The 16,284-nt window shown below is 62.0% G+C and carries 14 protein-coding genes; 11 read left to right on the top strand and 3 right to left on the bottom strand.

What is annotated here, in order from left to right:
* The first annotated feature begins 116 nt into the window (after positions 1–116).
* Positions 117–1,031 carry an NAD(P)H-binding protein gene (locus ACQ4W0_RS20330; protein WP_436578411.1) on the top strand — a complete coding sequence of 305 codons (915 nt, stop codon included), beginning with the start codon at positions 117–119 and terminating at the stop codon, positions 1,029–1,031.
* Between the two features lie 4 nt (positions 1,032–1,035).
* On the opposite strand, the gene ACQ4W0_RS20325 is transcribed toward ACQ4W0_RS20330, so the two are convergent.
* The 3 genes from ACQ4W0_RS20325 to ACQ4W0_RS20315 are packed head-to-tail and all read right to left on the bottom strand — an operon-like array spanning position 1,036 to position 4,613.
* Positions 1,036–2,766: a cobaltochelatase CobT-related protein gene (locus ACQ4W0_RS20325; RefSeq protein ID WP_436578410.1), complete on the bottom strand. Its 1,731-nt coding sequence runs from the start codon at positions 2,764–2,766 to the stop codon at positions 1,036–1,038.
* Positions 2,763–3,737 carry an AAA family ATPase gene (locus ACQ4W0_RS20320; RefSeq protein ID WP_436578409.1) on the bottom strand — a complete coding sequence of 325 codons (975 nt, stop codon included), beginning with the start codon at positions 3,735–3,737 and terminating at the stop codon, positions 2,763–2,765. The genes ACQ4W0_RS20325 and ACQ4W0_RS20320 overlap by 4 nt, the downstream gene beginning before the upstream one ends.
* A 39-nt stretch (positions 3,738–3,776) precedes the next feature.
* Complete coding sequence (locus ACQ4W0_RS20315) at positions 3,777–4,613, bottom strand: IclR family transcriptional regulator (RefSeq protein WP_374106902.1); 837 nt, start codon at positions 4,611–4,613, stop codon at positions 3,777–3,779.
* Between the two features lie 213 nt (positions 4,614–4,826).
* Here ACQ4W0_RS20315 and xsc point away from each other — a divergent pair, with 213 nt between their 5' ends.
* The 10 genes from xsc to ACQ4W0_RS20265 form a co-directional block, all read left to right on the top strand.
* Complete coding sequence (gene xsc / locus ACQ4W0_RS20310) at positions 4,827–6,644, top strand: sulfoacetaldehyde acetyltransferase (RefSeq protein ID WP_436578711.1); 1,818 nt, start codon at positions 4,827–4,829, stop codon at positions 6,642–6,644.
* Between the two features lie 194 nt (positions 6,645–6,838).
* On the top strand, positions 6,839–7,258 hold the full coding sequence (locus tag ACQ4W0_RS20305) for a nuclear transport factor 2 family protein (protein WP_436578408.1): 420 nt from the start codon (positions 6,839–6,841) through the stop codon (positions 7,256–7,258).
* A 25-nt stretch (positions 7,259–7,283) separates the two neighbouring features.
* Positions 7,284–8,723 carry an NAD(P)/FAD-dependent oxidoreductase gene (locus tag ACQ4W0_RS20300; RefSeq protein WP_436578407.1) on the top strand — a complete coding sequence of 480 codons (1,440 nt, stop codon included), beginning with the start codon at positions 7,284–7,286 and terminating at the stop codon, positions 8,721–8,723.
* Positions 8,724–8,839: 116 nt separating this feature from the next.
* On the top strand, positions 8,840–9,889 hold the full coding sequence (gene tauA / locus ACQ4W0_RS20295) for a taurine ABC transporter substrate-binding protein (protein WP_436578406.1): 1,050 nt from the start codon (positions 8,840–8,842) through the stop codon (positions 9,887–9,889).
* Positions 9,890–9,973: 84 nt separating this feature from the next.
* Complete coding sequence (locus tag ACQ4W0_RS20290) at positions 9,974–10,807, top strand: taurine ABC transporter ATP-binding protein (RefSeq protein WP_436578405.1); 834 nt, start codon at positions 9,974–9,976, stop codon at positions 10,805–10,807.
* A gap of 79 nt (positions 10,808–10,886) precedes the next feature.
* Positions 10,887–11,681 (top strand): ABC transporter permease subunit, encoded by a 795-nt coding sequence (locus tag ACQ4W0_RS20285; RefSeq protein ID WP_436578710.1) that lies wholly within the window; start codon positions 10,887–10,889, stop codon positions 11,679–11,681.
* A 277-nt stretch (positions 11,682–11,958) separates the two neighbouring features.
* On the top strand, positions 11,959–13,392 hold the full coding sequence (locus ACQ4W0_RS20280; protein ID WP_436578404.1) for an amino acid permease: 1,434 nt from the start codon (positions 11,959–11,961) through the stop codon (positions 13,390–13,392).
* Positions 13,385–14,611 (top strand): SorA family sulfite dehydrogenase catalytic subunit, encoded by a 1,227-nt coding sequence (gene sorA, locus ACQ4W0_RS20275; protein WP_436578403.1) that lies wholly within the window; start codon positions 13,385–13,387, stop codon positions 14,609–14,611. The genes ACQ4W0_RS20280 and sorA overlap by 8 nt, the downstream gene beginning before the upstream one ends.
* Before the next feature lie 10 nt (positions 14,612–14,621).
* The gene (gene sorB / locus ACQ4W0_RS20270) at positions 14,622–15,242 is read left to right on the top strand and encodes a SorB family sulfite dehydrogenase c-type cytochrome subunit (protein WP_436578402.1); all 621 of its coding nucleotides are present in this window, start codon (positions 14,622–14,624) and stop codon (positions 15,240–15,242) included.
* Between the two features lie 340 nt (positions 15,243–15,582).
* A partial coding sequence (locus tag ACQ4W0_RS20265) for a POTRA domain-containing protein (RefSeq protein ID WP_436578401.1) occupies positions 15,583–16,284 on the top strand: 702 nt, incomplete at its 3' end.

Genomic DNA, 16,284 nt, shown 5'->3' with positions numbered 1-16,284 from the left:
CAGATCCGCCCCGCAGGGGGCGGGCCGCCGCATGGCGCCTTTGATTCCCATACATCATCGTCGTGCGTTGCCGCCCCGGCATGGGGCGCGCATGCGTTCGCCACAAGGAAAAGAACATGAAAACAATGCATCTCGCCGTCGCCGGCGCCTCCGGCCAACTGGGCTCCCTCGTCGTCAATGAACTCATCCAGCTGCGCGCCAGCCGGCCTGGCATGGCCCTCACGGCCATCACCCGCACGCCCGAGCGCCACGCGGCGTGGCAGGAGCGGGGCATCGGCTTGCGTTTCGGCGATTTTGATCAGCCGCAGGGCCTGGCCGCCGCCTTCACCGGCGTCGAGCGCCTGCTGTTGATCAGCACGAATACCATCGACGGCACGGGCAGGCGATTGGAACAGCACCGCCATGCCATCGCGGCGGCGCGCCAGGCGGGCGTGGGCCATATCGTCTACACCTCGTTCCTGCAGCCCGAAGAGGGGAAAAGGTCGCTGCTGAACGACGACCACCGGGCCACGGAAGCGCTGCTGCAAGAGAGCGGCATCGGCCATACGATCTTGCGCAATGCGTTTTACCAGGACTTGCTGCTGGTGATACTAGGCACTGCCGCCGTGGATGGCCAGTTGCGCACGGCCATGGGACAAGGCCATGTGTCGTACGTGGCGCGCGAGGATTGCGCCCATGCCGCTGCGGCAGCCCTGGAGGATGGCTACCGTGGCAACCGCATCCTGGATATGACGGGTCCCGCCGCCCTCGATGCGCCGGCGCTGGCCGCCATCGCCGCCCAGGTATTCGGCAGGTCCATCGAGGTCGTGGCCATCGATGCGGAGGAGCGCGCGCGCCATTTCATCGTGGCAGGCATGCCCGCGCCGATGGCAACGATGCTGGCCGGTATCGAGCGCTGGCTGGCCACCGATGCCATGCACATGGTCAGCGATGACTTTACCCGCTTGACGGGCAGGCCGGCGTCGCCCGTACAAGCGTTTTTGCAGGCGCATCGCCGGCAGTTGCTGGCGCCGGTGCTACCACCGGCATAGGGCGCTATCTTTTTCGCCCGGCAAGCAGCTGCGCGATCTCGCTGAACAGCTCATTGTTCAGCGAGGCGGGCAGGGCGGTGGCCAGGCTGCGGCTGTAGTAGGCGCCCAAGTCCAGGCCCAGTCCCAGGCCGCAGATTTCCACGGCACCCTGCGCTTCGCGGCGCGCCACCACTTGTTTCAAATGTTGCGCCAGGTAAAACTCGTCGTTGGCCAGATTCGTGGCCGTGTCCATCGGGCAACCGTCGGAGACGACGAGCAGGATGCGCCGCCGCTCCGGCCGCGCCAACATGCGTGTGCATGCCCAATCCACGGCTTCGCCATCGACGCCTTCGCGGTACAAATCCGCCTTCAGCAGGGCCGCGATGTCGGGCCGCGCGCGGCGCCAGCTGGTATCGCCATCCTTGAAGACCATGTGCACGAGTTCGTTCAAGCGGCCCGGGTTGGCGGGCGAGCGGGCGCGCATCCAGTCGCGTTTGGCTCGTCCCCCGTTCCACGCGCCCGTCGTAAAGCCCAGCAACTCCGTCTTGATCCCGGCCTGGTCCAGCGCGCGCAGCACAATATCGAGCAGCACGGCCACGGATTCCGCATGCGTCTTCATGGAGCCTGAGCAATCGACGAGAAAGGTGACGAGGCAATCGGCCAGGGGCAGGAATTGTTCCTTGCGGAACAGCCTGCGCTCGGAAGGCGAACTGATCAGCTGCGCCAGGCGGCGCCCGTCGATAATGCCTTCCTCTTCGCCGAACGACCAGCCATCGCGCTGTGGCTGGGCCAGCAGTTGCGTGAAACGCCGCGCCAGGCGGGCCGTGTTGATGCCCAGGCTGGCGATGCGCGCATCCATGCGTTCGCGGTATTCAAGCAACAGGGCGCGGCGCACCAGTTCGCCCGCGTTTTCTTCGCGGTCGTAGGCCGTGGAGTAAGTCTTGTAGCCGCCCTGGCCGTCGCTGAAGGCGCGGCTCTCGCCCAGCGGGGCGGCGTCGGGAAGGTTGTCGTTGTCGCTGTCGAAATCGAGCAGCAGCTTGAAGGCTGCCTGGGCTTTCGCGTTGTCGGCCGCGTTTTGCTGGTCATTCTGCGCCGCCTGCGCCTCTTTCAGCATGGTATCGACGGCGTGGGCGATGGCCAGCGCATGGTGCGCAAAGGCAGCCTGGGCCAATCGGTGGCGGCGCAATCCCGCCAGGTCGCCACTTAGTTGCGAAGAAACGGACCAGCGCGTCGCCTCGATGAAATCTTCCGTCTTTTCCAGCACGGGCCTGGCCGTCAGGCGCGACCAGCACATCTGGAATACCGTGTACAGCAGCAAGCCCGAAGCGCCTTCGGCCAGGCCTGAATCGTAAAACGCGTGCGACCAGGCCGTGTAGCGGTGGCGCAGATTGTCGATGACACCAGCGTGGTGCTCTGGCGCCAGCGTTTCCACTCTTAACTGTTCCAGCAGTTCGAAGACGAGGCGTGCCACGGGTTCGGCCGGACACAGCGACTTGTGCAGGGCCGCGTCCGTGTGCAGCAGGCGCAGGGCCACGCTGTCGGCCGCGCCGCGCAGCGATGGCAAGTCCTGCAGCGCCGCATCGGGCTGCAGATGGGCGGCGTGGATGGGCAGGGGGCGGTGACCGTCGTGCAGGCGCCGGCCCCGGTAGCGGATAGTGGAAACCCCGCTCAGGGCGCGGATGGCGCCCGCGCACAGTTCATCCGTTTCCTGCTGCTCGCGCGTGTAGGGGGCAGGCGCGGTCGCTTCGGCGCTCATGGCGCCGTCGCCAGCAATTCCTCGTTGAAACAGCGCTGGTAATACTCGGCCACCATGGGCCGCTCGGCCTCGTCGCATTTGTTGAGGAAGGACAGGCGGAAGGCCAGCGCCGGGTCGCGGAAGATCTGGCAATTCTCGGCCCAGGTAATGACCGTGCGCGGCGACATCAAACAGGCCAGGTCGCCCGCCGCATAGCCGTGGCGCGTGAGGCTGGCCACGGCCACCATGCTGCTTGCCAGTTGGCGGCCCGCCTCGTCATTCATGGCGGGGACACGCGCCAGCACGATCTCCGTTTCCTCCTCCTGCGGCAAATAGTTCAGGGTGGCAACGATGTTCCAGCGGTCGATCTGCGCGTGATTCAGCACTTGCGTGCCGTGGTACATGCCGTTCAGGTTACCCAGGCCCACCGTATTCGATGTGGCGAACAAACGGAAGTGGGGGTGTGGCGTGATGACCCGGTTCTGGTCGAGCAGGGTGAACTTGCCGTCGCGCTCCAAAATGCGCTGGATGACGAACATCACGTCGGGGCGGCCCGCGTCATATTCGTCGAAGATCAGCGCCACGGGGCGTTGCAGTGACCAGGGCACGATGCCTTCCTGAAATTCCGTCACTTGCTGCTGTTCGCGCAGCACTATGGCGTCCTTGCCGACCAGGTCCAGGCGGCTGATGTGGCCGTCCAGGTTGACGCGCACGCAGGGCCAGTTCAGGCGCGCCGCCACTTGCTCGATATGCGTGGACTTGCCCGTGCCGTGCAAGCCTTGCACCATCACGCGGCGGTTGTGGCTGAAGCCGGCCAAAATCGCCAGGGTCACATCCTGGTTGAAGCGGTAGGCGGGGTCGATGTCGGGCACGTGCGCGTCGCGCTCCGTGAAGACGGGTACGAGCAGGTCGCTGTCGATATTGAACAGGCTGCGCACGGACTGCAAGGTTTGCGCCGCTGCGGCGGGGGGATGTTGGCGTGAATCTGGCACCTTGTTCTCCTGTGAAACCGCAGCGGGGCGCTACGGCGGTTATGAATGACCGGTTTGCAATGCGTCGTCGTCCCCGCCCGTCGTCGGCATGGTTTCCGATTCGATGGCGGCCAGGGCTTGCGCGGCGCGTTGCAATGCTGGCAAGAAATGTAAAGCCTTGTCATGCGTCAAACGGATGATGGGCGCCTGGATCGCCACGGCCAGGTTCGAGCGGCCGTTCGGGTTCGGCACCAGCACGGCCACGCACAGCAGGCCGGGCAGGAATTCCTCGTCGTCCAGCGCGTAGCCGTTGCGGCGCACCAGTTCCAGTTCGCGTTCCAGCTTGACGGGGTCCGTTTCCGTCTTGTCCGTAAAGCGCGTCAATTCCATGTGGCCCAGCAGGCGGCGCCGTTGCACGGGCGTCATTTGCGCCAGAAACAGCTTGCCGCTGGACGAGCAGTGGGCCGGCACGCGCGAGCCGGGATGCAGGTAGAAGCGCAGCGGGGCCGCCGTTTCCACCCGGTCCAGATACACCACTTCGCTACCGCTGAAGGCCGTCAGGTTGCAGCTTTCGCCCACTTCCTCGACCAGCTGGCGCAAGACCATGCGGCGGGCGCCATGGAACGTGTTGTTAATCAGCAGGTTCGACGCCAGGCGGCGCAGGCGCACGCCCGTGCTGTAGTGGCGGCCATCGCTTTCGCGCTGCAGCACGCCCACGCTTTCCAGCTGTTGCAGCATGCGGTGCAGGGTGGGCTTGGGCAGCCCGGTTTCTTCCACCAGCGCTTGCAGCGACAGCAACTGGTCTTTCTCGGCAATCACTTCCAGCAAGGCAAACAAACGCATCGTGGGCGTGTCGCCTTCCAGTTTTTCCGGCTCAAGTTTTGGGGATGAAATCATGTCCATGGTGGCCTCGGTTGGGTAGCACTGAGTGTTATATCAGCTTATTTCATTTTCGAACTCAAATTGTACCGTTTCCTTGAAAATCTGTTTGACTTTTGATTCCTGAACGCTTAAATTGAATTGTATATCAAATTTCGGAACAAAATATACCGATTTTTTGATAATTTACCGTAATTCATTACCACAGACCAGGAGACACCCATGAATGACATGACTGAGCAAAAAGCCGCCGCCGCAGCGGCCACCGCAGCCGCCCCCGTTGGCCCGCAAAAGATGACGCCTTCCGAAGCGTTCGTGGAAACCCTGGCCGCCAATGGCGTGACCGACATGTTCGGCATCATGGGCTCGGCCTTCATGGACCCGATGGATATCTTTGCGCCCGCCGGCATCCGATTGATCCCCGTCGTGCACGAGCAGGGCGCCGGCCACATGGCCGACGGCTATGCCCGCGTTTCGGGCCGCCATGGCGTGGTCATCGGCCAGAACGGCCCCGGCATCAGCAATTGTGTCACCGCCATCGCCGCCGCCTACTGGGCGCATACCCCCGTCGTCATCATTACCCCTGAGACGGGCACCATGAGCATGGGCCTGGGCGGCTTCCAGGAAGCGAACCAGTTGCCGATGTTCGAGGAATTCACGAAATATCAAGGCCATGTGACCCATCCGGCCCGCATGGCCGAATTCACGGGTCGCTGCTTCGACCGCGCCATGTCGGAAATGGGCCCGACGCAACTGAACATCCCGCGCGACTATTTCTATGGCGAAATCAAGGCGGAAATCCCGAAACCGAACCGCCTGGACCGTGGCGCGGGCGGCGAGCAAAGCCTCAACGATGCGGCCGAATTGCTGGCGAAAGCCAAGTTCCCCGTCATCATCTCGGGCGGCGGCGTCGTCATGGGCGATGCCATCGCAGAGTGCAAGGCCCTGGCCGAGCGCCTCGGCGCGCCCGTCGTCAACAGCTATCTGCATAACGACTCGTTCCCCGCCAGCCACCCGCTGTGGTGCGGTCCGCTCGGCTACCAGGGCTCGAAGGCAGCCATGAAACTGATCGCCCAGGCCGACGTCGTCGTGGCCCTCGGCTCGCGCCTGGGACCGTTCGGCACCTTGCCGCAGCACGGCATGGATTACTGGCCGAAGAATGCCAAGATCATCCAGATCGACGCGGACAACAAGATGCTGGGCCTGGTGAAAAAGATTTCGGTGGGCATCTGCGGCGACGCCAAGGCAGCCGCGAAAGCCATCCTGGCGCGCCTGGATGGCAAGACGCTCGACTGCGACGCCACGCGCGACGAGCGCTATGCCACCGTGCAAGCGGAAAAAGCGGCATGGGAAGAGGAGTTGACCAACTGGACGCACGAAAAAGATGCGTATAGCCTGGACATGATCGAAGAGCAAAAGAAAGAACCGGGCAGCTATCTGCACCCGCGCCAGGTCTTGCGCGAGCTGGAAAAAGCCATGCCGGAAGACGTGATGGTGTCGACCGACATCGGCAACATCAACTCGGTGGCGAACAGCTATCTGCGCTTTGAAAAGCCGCGCAGCTTCTTTGCGGCGATGAGCTTTGGCAACTGCGGTTATGCGTTCCCGACCATCATCGGCGCCAAGGTTGCCGCACCGCACCGTCCGGCCGTGTCGTACGCTGGCGACGGCGCCTGGGGCATGAGTTTGATGGAAACGATGACCTGCGTGCGCCACAACATTCCCGTCACGGCCGTGGTGTTCCACAACCGCCAGTGGGGTGCGGAAAAGAAAAACCAGGTGGATTTCTACAACCGCCGTTTCGTTGCCGGTGAACTCGACAACCAGAGCTTCGCGGAAATTGCGCGTGCCATGGGCGCCGAAGGCATCACGGTCGACAAGCTGGAAGACGTGGGTCCGGCCTTGAAGAAAGCCATCGATATGCAGATGAATGAAGGCAAGACCACCATCATCGAAATCATGTGCACGCGCGAGCTGGGCGACCCGTTCCGCCGCGATGCGCTGAGCAAACCTATCCGTCACCTGGACAAGTACAAAGACTACGTATAAGTCAGCCAGCCTGTGGGAGTGGCCTGTGACCAAATTCTCACAGATTGTCACGAAAACATCATAATTTCATTAAAGAATACAAGGCGTCCCGTTTTTTGGATTATTTGATTTGACAAGGCCATGCTTAAGGCTTAAATTCAATAAAAGACAAAAAACGGAACGTAGCGTATCAAAAACGATTTACGGAGACCACCATGAACCACCCTGTAGCGCACACCGACGCCGTCACCACCGATTTTCTGCAAGCGTTCGGCGATGCCTGGAATCGCCACGATATCGAGGCCCTGATGGCCGCCATGGTCGACGATTGCGAATTTCACGCCGTGGCCGGCCCTGACTTGCTGGGCAAGAGTTTCATCGGCCGCGACGCCGTGCGTGCCGGCTTCGAGCTGGCCTGGCAAACTTTCCCCGACGCCGCCTGGCTCAAGCCCGAACACTTCGTCAGCGGCGAGCGCGGCGTGACGGAATCGACCTTTGCCGGCACCAAGGCGGACGGCACGCGCATCGAAGCGCGCATGGTCGACATCTTCACTTTCCGCGACGGCAAGATCGCCGTGAAGAATGCTTTCCGCAAGGATCGCCCACCGGTCGTTGCGGCCAAGCAAGCCGCTTAAGCCAGCACGTTCACCAGGAATGACCATGAACAAACCTGTCGATACCCCGCCTGGCGTAATGGGTAACAGCACCGCCGCCCGCACGCCCTACGATCCCGCCTTCGATCCGCTGGTGGCACAGCGCCCCGGCCACGGCACTGCCTACGCGCCCACCTACTGGATCGGCACGGCCGGCGAGCCGCCGGCCGACGACGGCCCCATCACGCATGACATCGATGTCGACGTGGCCATCATCGGCTCGGGTTTTACTGGCCTGAGCTGCGCCATCTTTCTGGCCCAGGAACACGGCATCAAGGCCACCGTGCTGGAAGCGAACCGGGTCAGCTGGGGCTGCAGCACGCGCAACGGCGGCCAGGCGCAATGCACGACGGGTCGCCTGAAGCGCTCGCAGTGGATAGATCGCTATGGGCTGGATACGGCACTGAAACTGCACGCGGAAGTGTGCGACGCGATGGAAACGTTCAAGAAGATCACGGCCGACATCGATTGCGAGCCGCAGCCGGGCGGCCATCTGTACATCGCCCACAAGGCGAAAGCCATGCCCGCGCTGGAAAAGGAAGCCAAGATCATGCGCGAGATCTTCCAGTACGACGCGCGCATCCTCGACGCCGACACCGTCAAGCGCGAATTCGTCGACGACAAGGAAGCGGCCGGCGCGCTGCACGAGCCGGAAGGCATCGGCATCCACGCGGGCAAGCTGGCTTTCGGCTACCTGCGCAAGGCGCGTGCGCTGGGCGCCAAAGTGCACCCATCGAGCCCCGTGATGGGCTGGGAAACGCGCAATGGCGTGCATTATCTGCAAACGCCGGGTGGCGTGGTGCGTGCCCGCGCCGTGGCCGTGGCCACGGGCGGCTACACCTCGCCCCATCTGCATCCGCAAGTGAAAAACCGCTTGCTGCCGATTTTGTCGAACTCGCTCGTGACGCGTCCGTTGACCCCGGCGGAAATCGAGGCGTGCAATTTCCGCACCCATCAGGTGATCACGGATACGCGTATTTTGCGTCACTACTACCGCTTGATGCCGGACAAGCGCGTGCAGATCGGCAGCCGCAGCGCCATCACGGGCGCCGATGCGCCGGACGACAAATACAAACAGTTTTTGATCAACGATCTGCACCGCAAGTTCCCCGCGCTGACCGGTATCGCCATCGATTACTCGTGGTGGGGCTGGGTCGACGTCAGCCACGACATGATGCCGCGCATCGTGCAACCGGACCCCAAGCAATCGATCTTCTATTCGCTCGGTTACGGCGGCAACGGCGTCATGTATTCGGCGCAGGCGGGTCGGCGCATGGCCGAGCGCATCGCGGGCAAGGCCAGCGACACGGGCTTGCCGATCTTCAATTCGAAATTGCCGTACCCGAACATGATGGAACTGGTCGAATCGCAAGCGTTCGCCCCGTTCCGCCGCCTGGGCCAGCGCTTCCTGTACCGCTGGTATCACTTGAAGGATGAAGTGTTTTAAATAGCAGTAGCCGTACTAAGCCGCCGCATGGTTGACAAAGAGCAACCAGCGGCGCCTCCCGCAAGGGATGAGATTGCCCGCACGTTCACACATAACAATAAATCTTGGAGTGAGACATGAACACAAATACGAGCAAAACGGTTTTATCAACGATGCGCCGCGCCGTCCTCGGCACCCTGGTGCTGGGCGTTACCCTAGCCTCCGGCGGTACCGCCTTTGCGCAAGGCAAGGAAGTGACGATTGCCTACCAGGAAATCAACGGTCCCTTCCTGGTGGCGATTGCCAGTGGCGAAGTGGAGAAAACTACCGGCTATAAAATCAACTGGCGCAAGTTCGACTCGGGCGCCAAAGTGGCCACCGGCATGGCGTCCGGCGACGTGCAGATCGGCGTCATCGGTTCCAGCCCTCTGACGGCGGCCGTGAGCCGCGGCGTCGATCTGCAACTGTTCTGGATCATCGACGACATCAATGAAGCCGAAGCGATGGTGGCCCGCAATGGCGCCGGCATCAGCAAGCCCACCGACTTGCGCGGCAAGAAGATCGCAGTGCCGTTCGTGTCCACCACGCATTTCCACACCATGTTCGCGCTGGAAACGTGGGGCATCAAGCCCACGGAAGTGAAATTGCTCAACATGCAGCCGAACCAGATCGCCGCCGCCTGGGAGCGGGGCGACATCGACGCCGCTTTCGTGTGGGATCCGGCCTTGAGCAAACTCAAGCAAAACGGCAAGGTGCTCGTGACTTCCGGTGAACTGAGCAAGAAGGGCAAGGCCACGTTTGACGGCATCGCCGTCGAGCGCGCCTGGGGCGAAGCGAACGCGGACTTCATGGCCAAGTTCGTCAAGGTAATGGCTGCTGCCGACGCCGACTACCGTGCCAATCCGAAGGCGTGGACCGTCGATTCGCCGCAAGTGAAAGCCAACGTCAAGCACTCGGGCGCGGCCGCCAAGGACGTGGCCGCTTCCGTGGCCCTGTACGCCTATCCATCGCTGCAAGAGCAGGCCTCGCCGGCCTGGCTCGGTGGCGGCGCGAAGGGGGGCGTGGCGCAAGCCTTGCTGGCCACGGCGCAATTTTTGAAGGGCGAAGGCAAGATCGACACCCTGGCAAGCGATTACGCCAAATATGTGACACCCAAGTATGCACAGGCCGCCGGCCTGCTGAAGTAAACGTTGTGCGATGGCGCGCCTGCGGGCGCGCTGACTGAACAGAATGCGTTGAACTGAAGTGACTACACCTATGCGGGGCACACGATGGAAAATCTCTACGTCAAGGATGTCAGCGTGATTTATCCGGGCAAGACGGCCGGTGAACGCGTACATGCCTTAAATAATATCAACCTGACCATCAATAGCGGCGACTTCGTCGTCGCTCTGGGCGCTTCGGGTTGCGGCAAGACGACCTTGCTGAGCCTGATGGCGGGCTTTATCGCCCCGTCCAAGGGCGAAATCATGCTCGGCGACAATAAGGTGGAAGGGCCGGGCGCCGACCGTGGCGTGGTGTTCCAGAAACATGCCTTGCTGCCATGGCTGAATGTGATGGAAAACGTGGAATTCGGCCTGAAGCTGCAAGGCGTGCCGAAAGCCGTGCGGCGCGAACAGGCGGCCAAGAACCTGGCGCTGGTCGGCTTGAAGGACTTTCACGACAATATGATTTATCAATTGTCGGGCGGCATGCAGCAGCGGGTGGGCATCGCCCGCGCCCTGACCAGCAATCCCGCCATGCTGCTAATGGATGAACCGATGGCGGCGCTCGATGCGCTGACGCGCGAAACCATCCAGGAATTGCTGCTCGATATCTGGGCCAAGTCCAGCACCATGTTCTTCTTCATTACCCACAGCGTCGACGAGGCGCTGTTCCTGGCGAACCGGCTGATCGTCATGTCGCCCCGCCCGGGCCGTATCACGCATACCTACGAACTCGATTTCAACAAGCGCTTCCTCGAATGCCGCGATGCGCGCGCCGTGAAATCGAGCCCGGACTTCATAGCCATGCGCGAAACGGTGCTCAACATCATTTATGGCGATGAGCGCGCAATGAACCAAGAGCGCGCAGTCAATAAAGAGCTGGAGGTGTCCCATGCATAGCCCATCCGTCGTGGGATTTCCTCCCACCAGTACCAAGCGCGGCGGCTTTTTTGCCCGCCTGTTCGCTCCCCGCTGCGCCATGCCCGGCGAAGCGTTCGGCGCGCCGGGGCAGGGCAATTCCAGCCGCATCGCCACGGTTACCGTCATCGCCGTGCTGTTGCTGTGGTTCGCCGTGACGGCCAGCGGCATGGTCAAACCGCTGTTCCTGCCGTCGCCGCAAGCCGTGTACGAGAAATTCATCATGGCGGCCACGACCGGTTTCGGCGGCGCCACCCTGTGGGAACACACGGTGGCCAGCCTGGTCCGGGTGTTTGGCGCCTTTGGCCTGGCCTGCCTGTTTGCCATTCCCATCGGCGTGATGATGGGCGTCAATCGCGTGGCACGGGGCATCTTCGATCCATTGATCGAGTTCTACCGTCCGCTGCCGCCGCTCGCTTACTTGCCACTGGTCATCATCTGGTTCGGCATCGGTGAGTTTTCGAAGGTCTACCTGATCTTCCTGGCCATCTTCGCGCCGATGGCGATTGCAGCCCGCGCCGGCGTCAGCTCTGTGTCGCTGGAGCAAATCCACGCGGCTTACTCGATGGGCGCCACGCGTTTCCAAGTCATCGTGCACGTGATCTTGCGCGCCGCGATTCCGGAAATCCTCACCGGCATGCGCATCGGCATCGGCGTGGGCTGGACCACCCTGGTGGCGGGCGAGATGGTGGCGGCCACGCGCGGCCTCGGCTACATGGTACTCAGCGCCTCCGAGTTCCTGGCCAGCGATGTGGTGATCATGGGCATTATCGTGATCGGCTTCTTTGCTTTCCTGTTTGATTTGATGATGCGCTACCTCGAACGTACCCTCGTGCCATGGAAGGGCAAGGTGTAAAACGTTCCCGGGAGTTGCGCCGACGCCACAAGTGTTGCCGCCGCTCCTATTTTTAACCCGCCATACCCGTACGTATCCTCCAGCGCGCTTGCCCCCTGGCTGCCGCGCCGGGCCGCTGCATTTCCAGATTGACTTATGGCATGCAGCCAACCAGACTGATTTGATGATGTATCGATGCTGCTTGACGGTGTTGCCCAAATAAAACAAAGCCGCGCGGCAGAAACCAGCCGCAGCAGGCGAGGGCGCACCGAGCTTCAGATATTACTAGGAGACACACATGATTAGCGACAACCATAACAATACGGGCTTGCAGCACTCGCTGAAGCAACGCCACATGAGCATGATCGCCATTGGCGGCGTGATCGGCGCGGGCCTCTTTGTCGGCAGCGGCGTCATCGCCAAGGCCGCCGGCCCGGCCGCCATCCTTTCCTTCTTGCTCACGGGCGGCCTGGTCGTCCTGATCATGCGCATGCTGGGCGAGCTGGCCTCGTCCCTGCCCGTGGTCGGCTCCTTCTACGAATACGCGCGCCTGGCTTTCGACGACAAGCCGAAAGTATCGAAATTCCTCGGCTTCATGAGCGGCTGGATGTACTGGTATTTCTGGGTCGTCGTCGTGGCGCTGGAAGCCATCGCCGGCGCCAAGCTGGTCAATTTCTGGCTGCCCGACGTGCCATCGTGGTCGATCAGCCTGGTCTTGCTCGTCTCCATGACCGTGCTCAACCTGTTCTCCGTCAAGGCCTTTGGTGAATTCGAATTCTGGTTTGCCTCGATCAAGGTCGTTGCCATCGTCGTCTTCCTGTTTGTCGGCGCCCTGTTCATCACGGGCAGCTTGCCCAACAGCATCCCGACCCTGGGCTTTTTGACCAGCAATGGCGGCTTCATGCCGCACGGCTGGGGACCGGTGCTGAGCGGCGCCGTCGCCGCCACAGCCTTTTATTCGGGTGCCGAGATCGTCACCATCGCCGCCGCCGAAACGTCGGATCCGGCCAAGGCCATTGCCCGCGCCACCAATTCCGTCATCACGCGCGTGCTGATGTTTTATGTGGGATCCATGTTTGTCGTCGTCTGCATCGTGCCCTGGGATTCGCCGGCCATCGCCACGCCCTTCGTCAGCGCCCTGACCGTGATGAACATCCCGTACGCGGCCCACATCATGAACGCCATCATCCTGACGGCCGTGCTGTCGGCCTTGAATTCCAGCCTGTACGCCTCGTCGCGCATGATCTTTGCGCTGACGCGCCGTGGCGATGCCCCCACGGGCCTGGTCAAGCTGAGCAAGAACGGCGTGCCCATTCGCGCCATTTTGTTCAGCACCCTGTTCGCCTATTTCGCCATTGCCGTCTCGTATGTGTCGGCTGACCTGGTGTTCCCCTTCATCGTCAATTCCTACGGCATTCTGATCCTGTTTGTGTACTTGCTGATTGCGATATCTCAATTGCGCCTGCGCCGTCGCCTGGAGCGCGAATGTCCGGAACGCATCAAGGTACGCATGTGGCTGTTCCCCTACCTGACGTATTTCACCATCATCGCCATGCTGGTGATCCTGGGCGCCATGAGCGTGTCGTCCGATACGGAACAGCGCGTGTCGTTCTGGTTCGGTTTGCTGAGCGTGGCCATCATGAGCGTCATGTACTACATCAAGAAGCTGGTCAACGATGACCGCAACGGCGGTGCCTCCGCCGACACCAAAGTGGAGCTCAAACATGTCTGACACGACCTTGTTGCCTGCAAGCCGGCGCCGCTTCCTGCGCACCACGGCCGCCCTGGGTGTCGCCGCTGTGGCGGGGCCGACGCTCGCCGCCTCCGCTTCCATCACCTTGCCGTTTGAGAATGGCGAGCGCGAACTGGTGGCCTTTCCGCAAAAGCGCCCGCTGATCTTGCTGACCAGCCGTCCGCCCCAGCTGGAAACGCCGTTCAGTGTGTTCAATGAAGGCGCGATTACCCCCAACGACGCGTTTTTCGTGCGCTACCATTGGAGTGGCTTGCCCACCAGCATAGACGGCGACAGCTACCGCTTGCATATCGGCGGCCTCGTCAAAGCGCCTTTGGCGCTGTCGCTGGCGGAACTGAAACAGCTGGCCGAGCCCGTCGACGTGGTGGCTGTGACGCAATGCTCGGGCAACAGCCGCGGCTTCTTTGCCCCGCGCGCGAATGGCGGGCAGCTGGGCAATGGCGCCATGGGCAATGCCCGCTGGACGGGTATTCCCCTGAAAACCGTGCTGGAAAAGGCCGGTATAGCGGCCAGTGCCGTGCAAGTGGCTTTCAATGGCCTGGAAACACCGCCCGTGGGCGACGGTCCCGACTTTCAAAAAGCCTTGTCCGTCGAGCACATCATGGCCGGCGACGTCTTGCTGGCCTGGGCCATGAATGGCGAAGACATTCCTTTCCTCAACGGCTATCCGCTGCGCCTGATCGTGCCGGGGTTCTATGGCACCTACTGGGTCAAGCACCTGAGCGACATCACCGTGCTCGACAAGCCTTTCGACGGCTTCTGGATGAGCACGGGCTACCGCATCCCCGACAACGGCTCCGGCTTCATCGAGCCGGGCGCGCCCGTGGGCAAGACGACGCCCATCAGCCGCCTCAACGTGCGCTCCTTCATTACCAGCGTGCAAGATGGCGCGCAGGTAAAAGCGGGGCGCGACCTGGCCTTGCGCGGCATCGCCTTCGACAGCGGCCAGGGCATCAGCGAGGTGACCGTGTCGGTGGACGGCGGCCAGACGTGGCAGGAAACCAGACTCGGCAAGGACCTGGGGCGTTTCTCGTTCCGCGAGTGGACGATGCTCCTGAAGGCGCCGCGCAAGGGCAGGCATGTGCTGATGGTGCGCGCCGTCAACCGCATCGGCCAGAGCCAACCGATGAAAGCCCTGTGGAATCCCATGGGTTATATGCGCAACGTGGTGGAAACCACACGCATCCAGGCAGTGTGAGGAGCATGCTATGCAGATAAGAACACTCGCCACCGCCGTGGCCCTGGCGCTTGCCGGCAGCGCGGGAGCGCTGGAAATCCACTTGCCGCCGGAAACGGCGACCTACAAACCCAGCGAATTGCCCGGCTACCAGCTGGTGCAGCGCAATTGCATGACGTGCCACGCGGCCCAGTATGCGTCTAGCCAGCCGCCTGCCTCGCCGCGCGCGTACTGGGAAGCGACCGTCAAGAAGATGAAAAAGCCGTTCGGCGCGCAGTTTGCCGATGAAGACATGCCGGCCATGGTCGATTACCTGGTGAAAACCTATGGCGCGGAGCGGGGCGCCGCAGCACCTGCCGCCGCCGTGGCCAGGCCAGCCGCAGCGACTGTCCCGGCCGCCAGCGGCAAGGATGTCAACACCTTGCTGGCGGCGAATGGCTGCATGGCATGCCATGCCCTCGACCAGAAAGTGGTCGGTCCGGGTTTTGCCGAGGTGGCAGCCAGATACAAGGGCAAGGATAGCGTCGCTGCCGTGGCGGCGAACATCCGCAGCGGCGGCGCCGGCAAATGGGGGCCCGTGCCCATGCCGCCATTCAGCCAAATCAGTGTAGCCGATGCGGCGACCCTGGCGAAGTACGTACTTTCCCGCTAACGCCCCGAGCGCCTGGCGTCCATTTACCGCAGTAGTCCCATGCGCCTTCATGGTTCCCGCGCATGGGAGCGGCACTATCTCCATGCCATTCGGCATGGCTTGCTTTCCTCCTTTTACTACCGTTTATTTTATTCTTTAATGAATAAATATTTGCGTAATTATCGCTTAATAAAAATCACTGTTTTTAATTTAAAAATCGTTTTAATAAAATACTGAAAACATTCAACACTTAATAGACAAAATATTAATTTACGGTGACAATATTGATACATGGAAATAATTTAATCTGTTTTTGATAATATTAGCGTGGCCATTGATGATGGCTACCGAGAGGATCATTTTGCGCAACACCTTATTTCCACTGACCCTGCTGCTCGCGATTCAGTCTGCCTATGCTGTCGATCCTCCCAGCGCCGGCAGCCAGCTGCAGCAGATTCCCGCCCCACCACAGCTGCCCAAGGCGGCGCCGGCCATCCGCGTGCAGCAGGGCAATGTGCCCGCCACGGCCGTGGCCGATACGACGCGCATCACGGTGCAGCGCCTGCAGGTGACGGCGCCGCCCGTGTTTCCTGAAAGCGAATTGATCGCCAGCACGGGTTTCGTGCCGGGCAGCGAGCTGACCCTGGGCGAGCTGCGCGCCATGGCGTCCAAGGTCGCCAGCTATTACCAGAACCGTGGCTATTTCCTGGCGCAGGCGTATCTGCCGGCGCAAGACATCCAGGATGGCGTGGTGCAAATCAGCGTGCTGCCGGGCCAGTATGGGCAAGTGCAGCTGCGCAACCAGAGCAATCTGTCCGACGGCCTGGCCGGCACGCTATTGGCCGGTCTCGACGGGCAGGTGATTGCGACGGCGCCGCTGGAGCGGCGCTTGCTGCTGCTGTCCGACTTGCCGGGCTTGCAGGTGAGCTCGACCCTGGCGCCGGGTGCCTCGCTGGGCACATCCGACCTCACCGTCGACGTGCAGCCCGGTGCGCGTTTCAACGGCAGCATCGACGTCGATAACCAGGGCAGCCGCTACACGGGCCGCAACCGCCTGGGCGCC

Origin of the sequence: Janthinobacterium breve (assembly GCF_051380895.1) — a bacterium.
In the GTDB taxonomy this organism is placed as follows: domain Bacteria; phylum Pseudomonadota; class Gammaproteobacteria; order Burkholderiales; family Burkholderiaceae_D; genus Janthinobacterium.
Note: the sequence above shows the minus strand (reverse complement) of the source record. Positions and strands in the feature narration are given on the sequence as shown.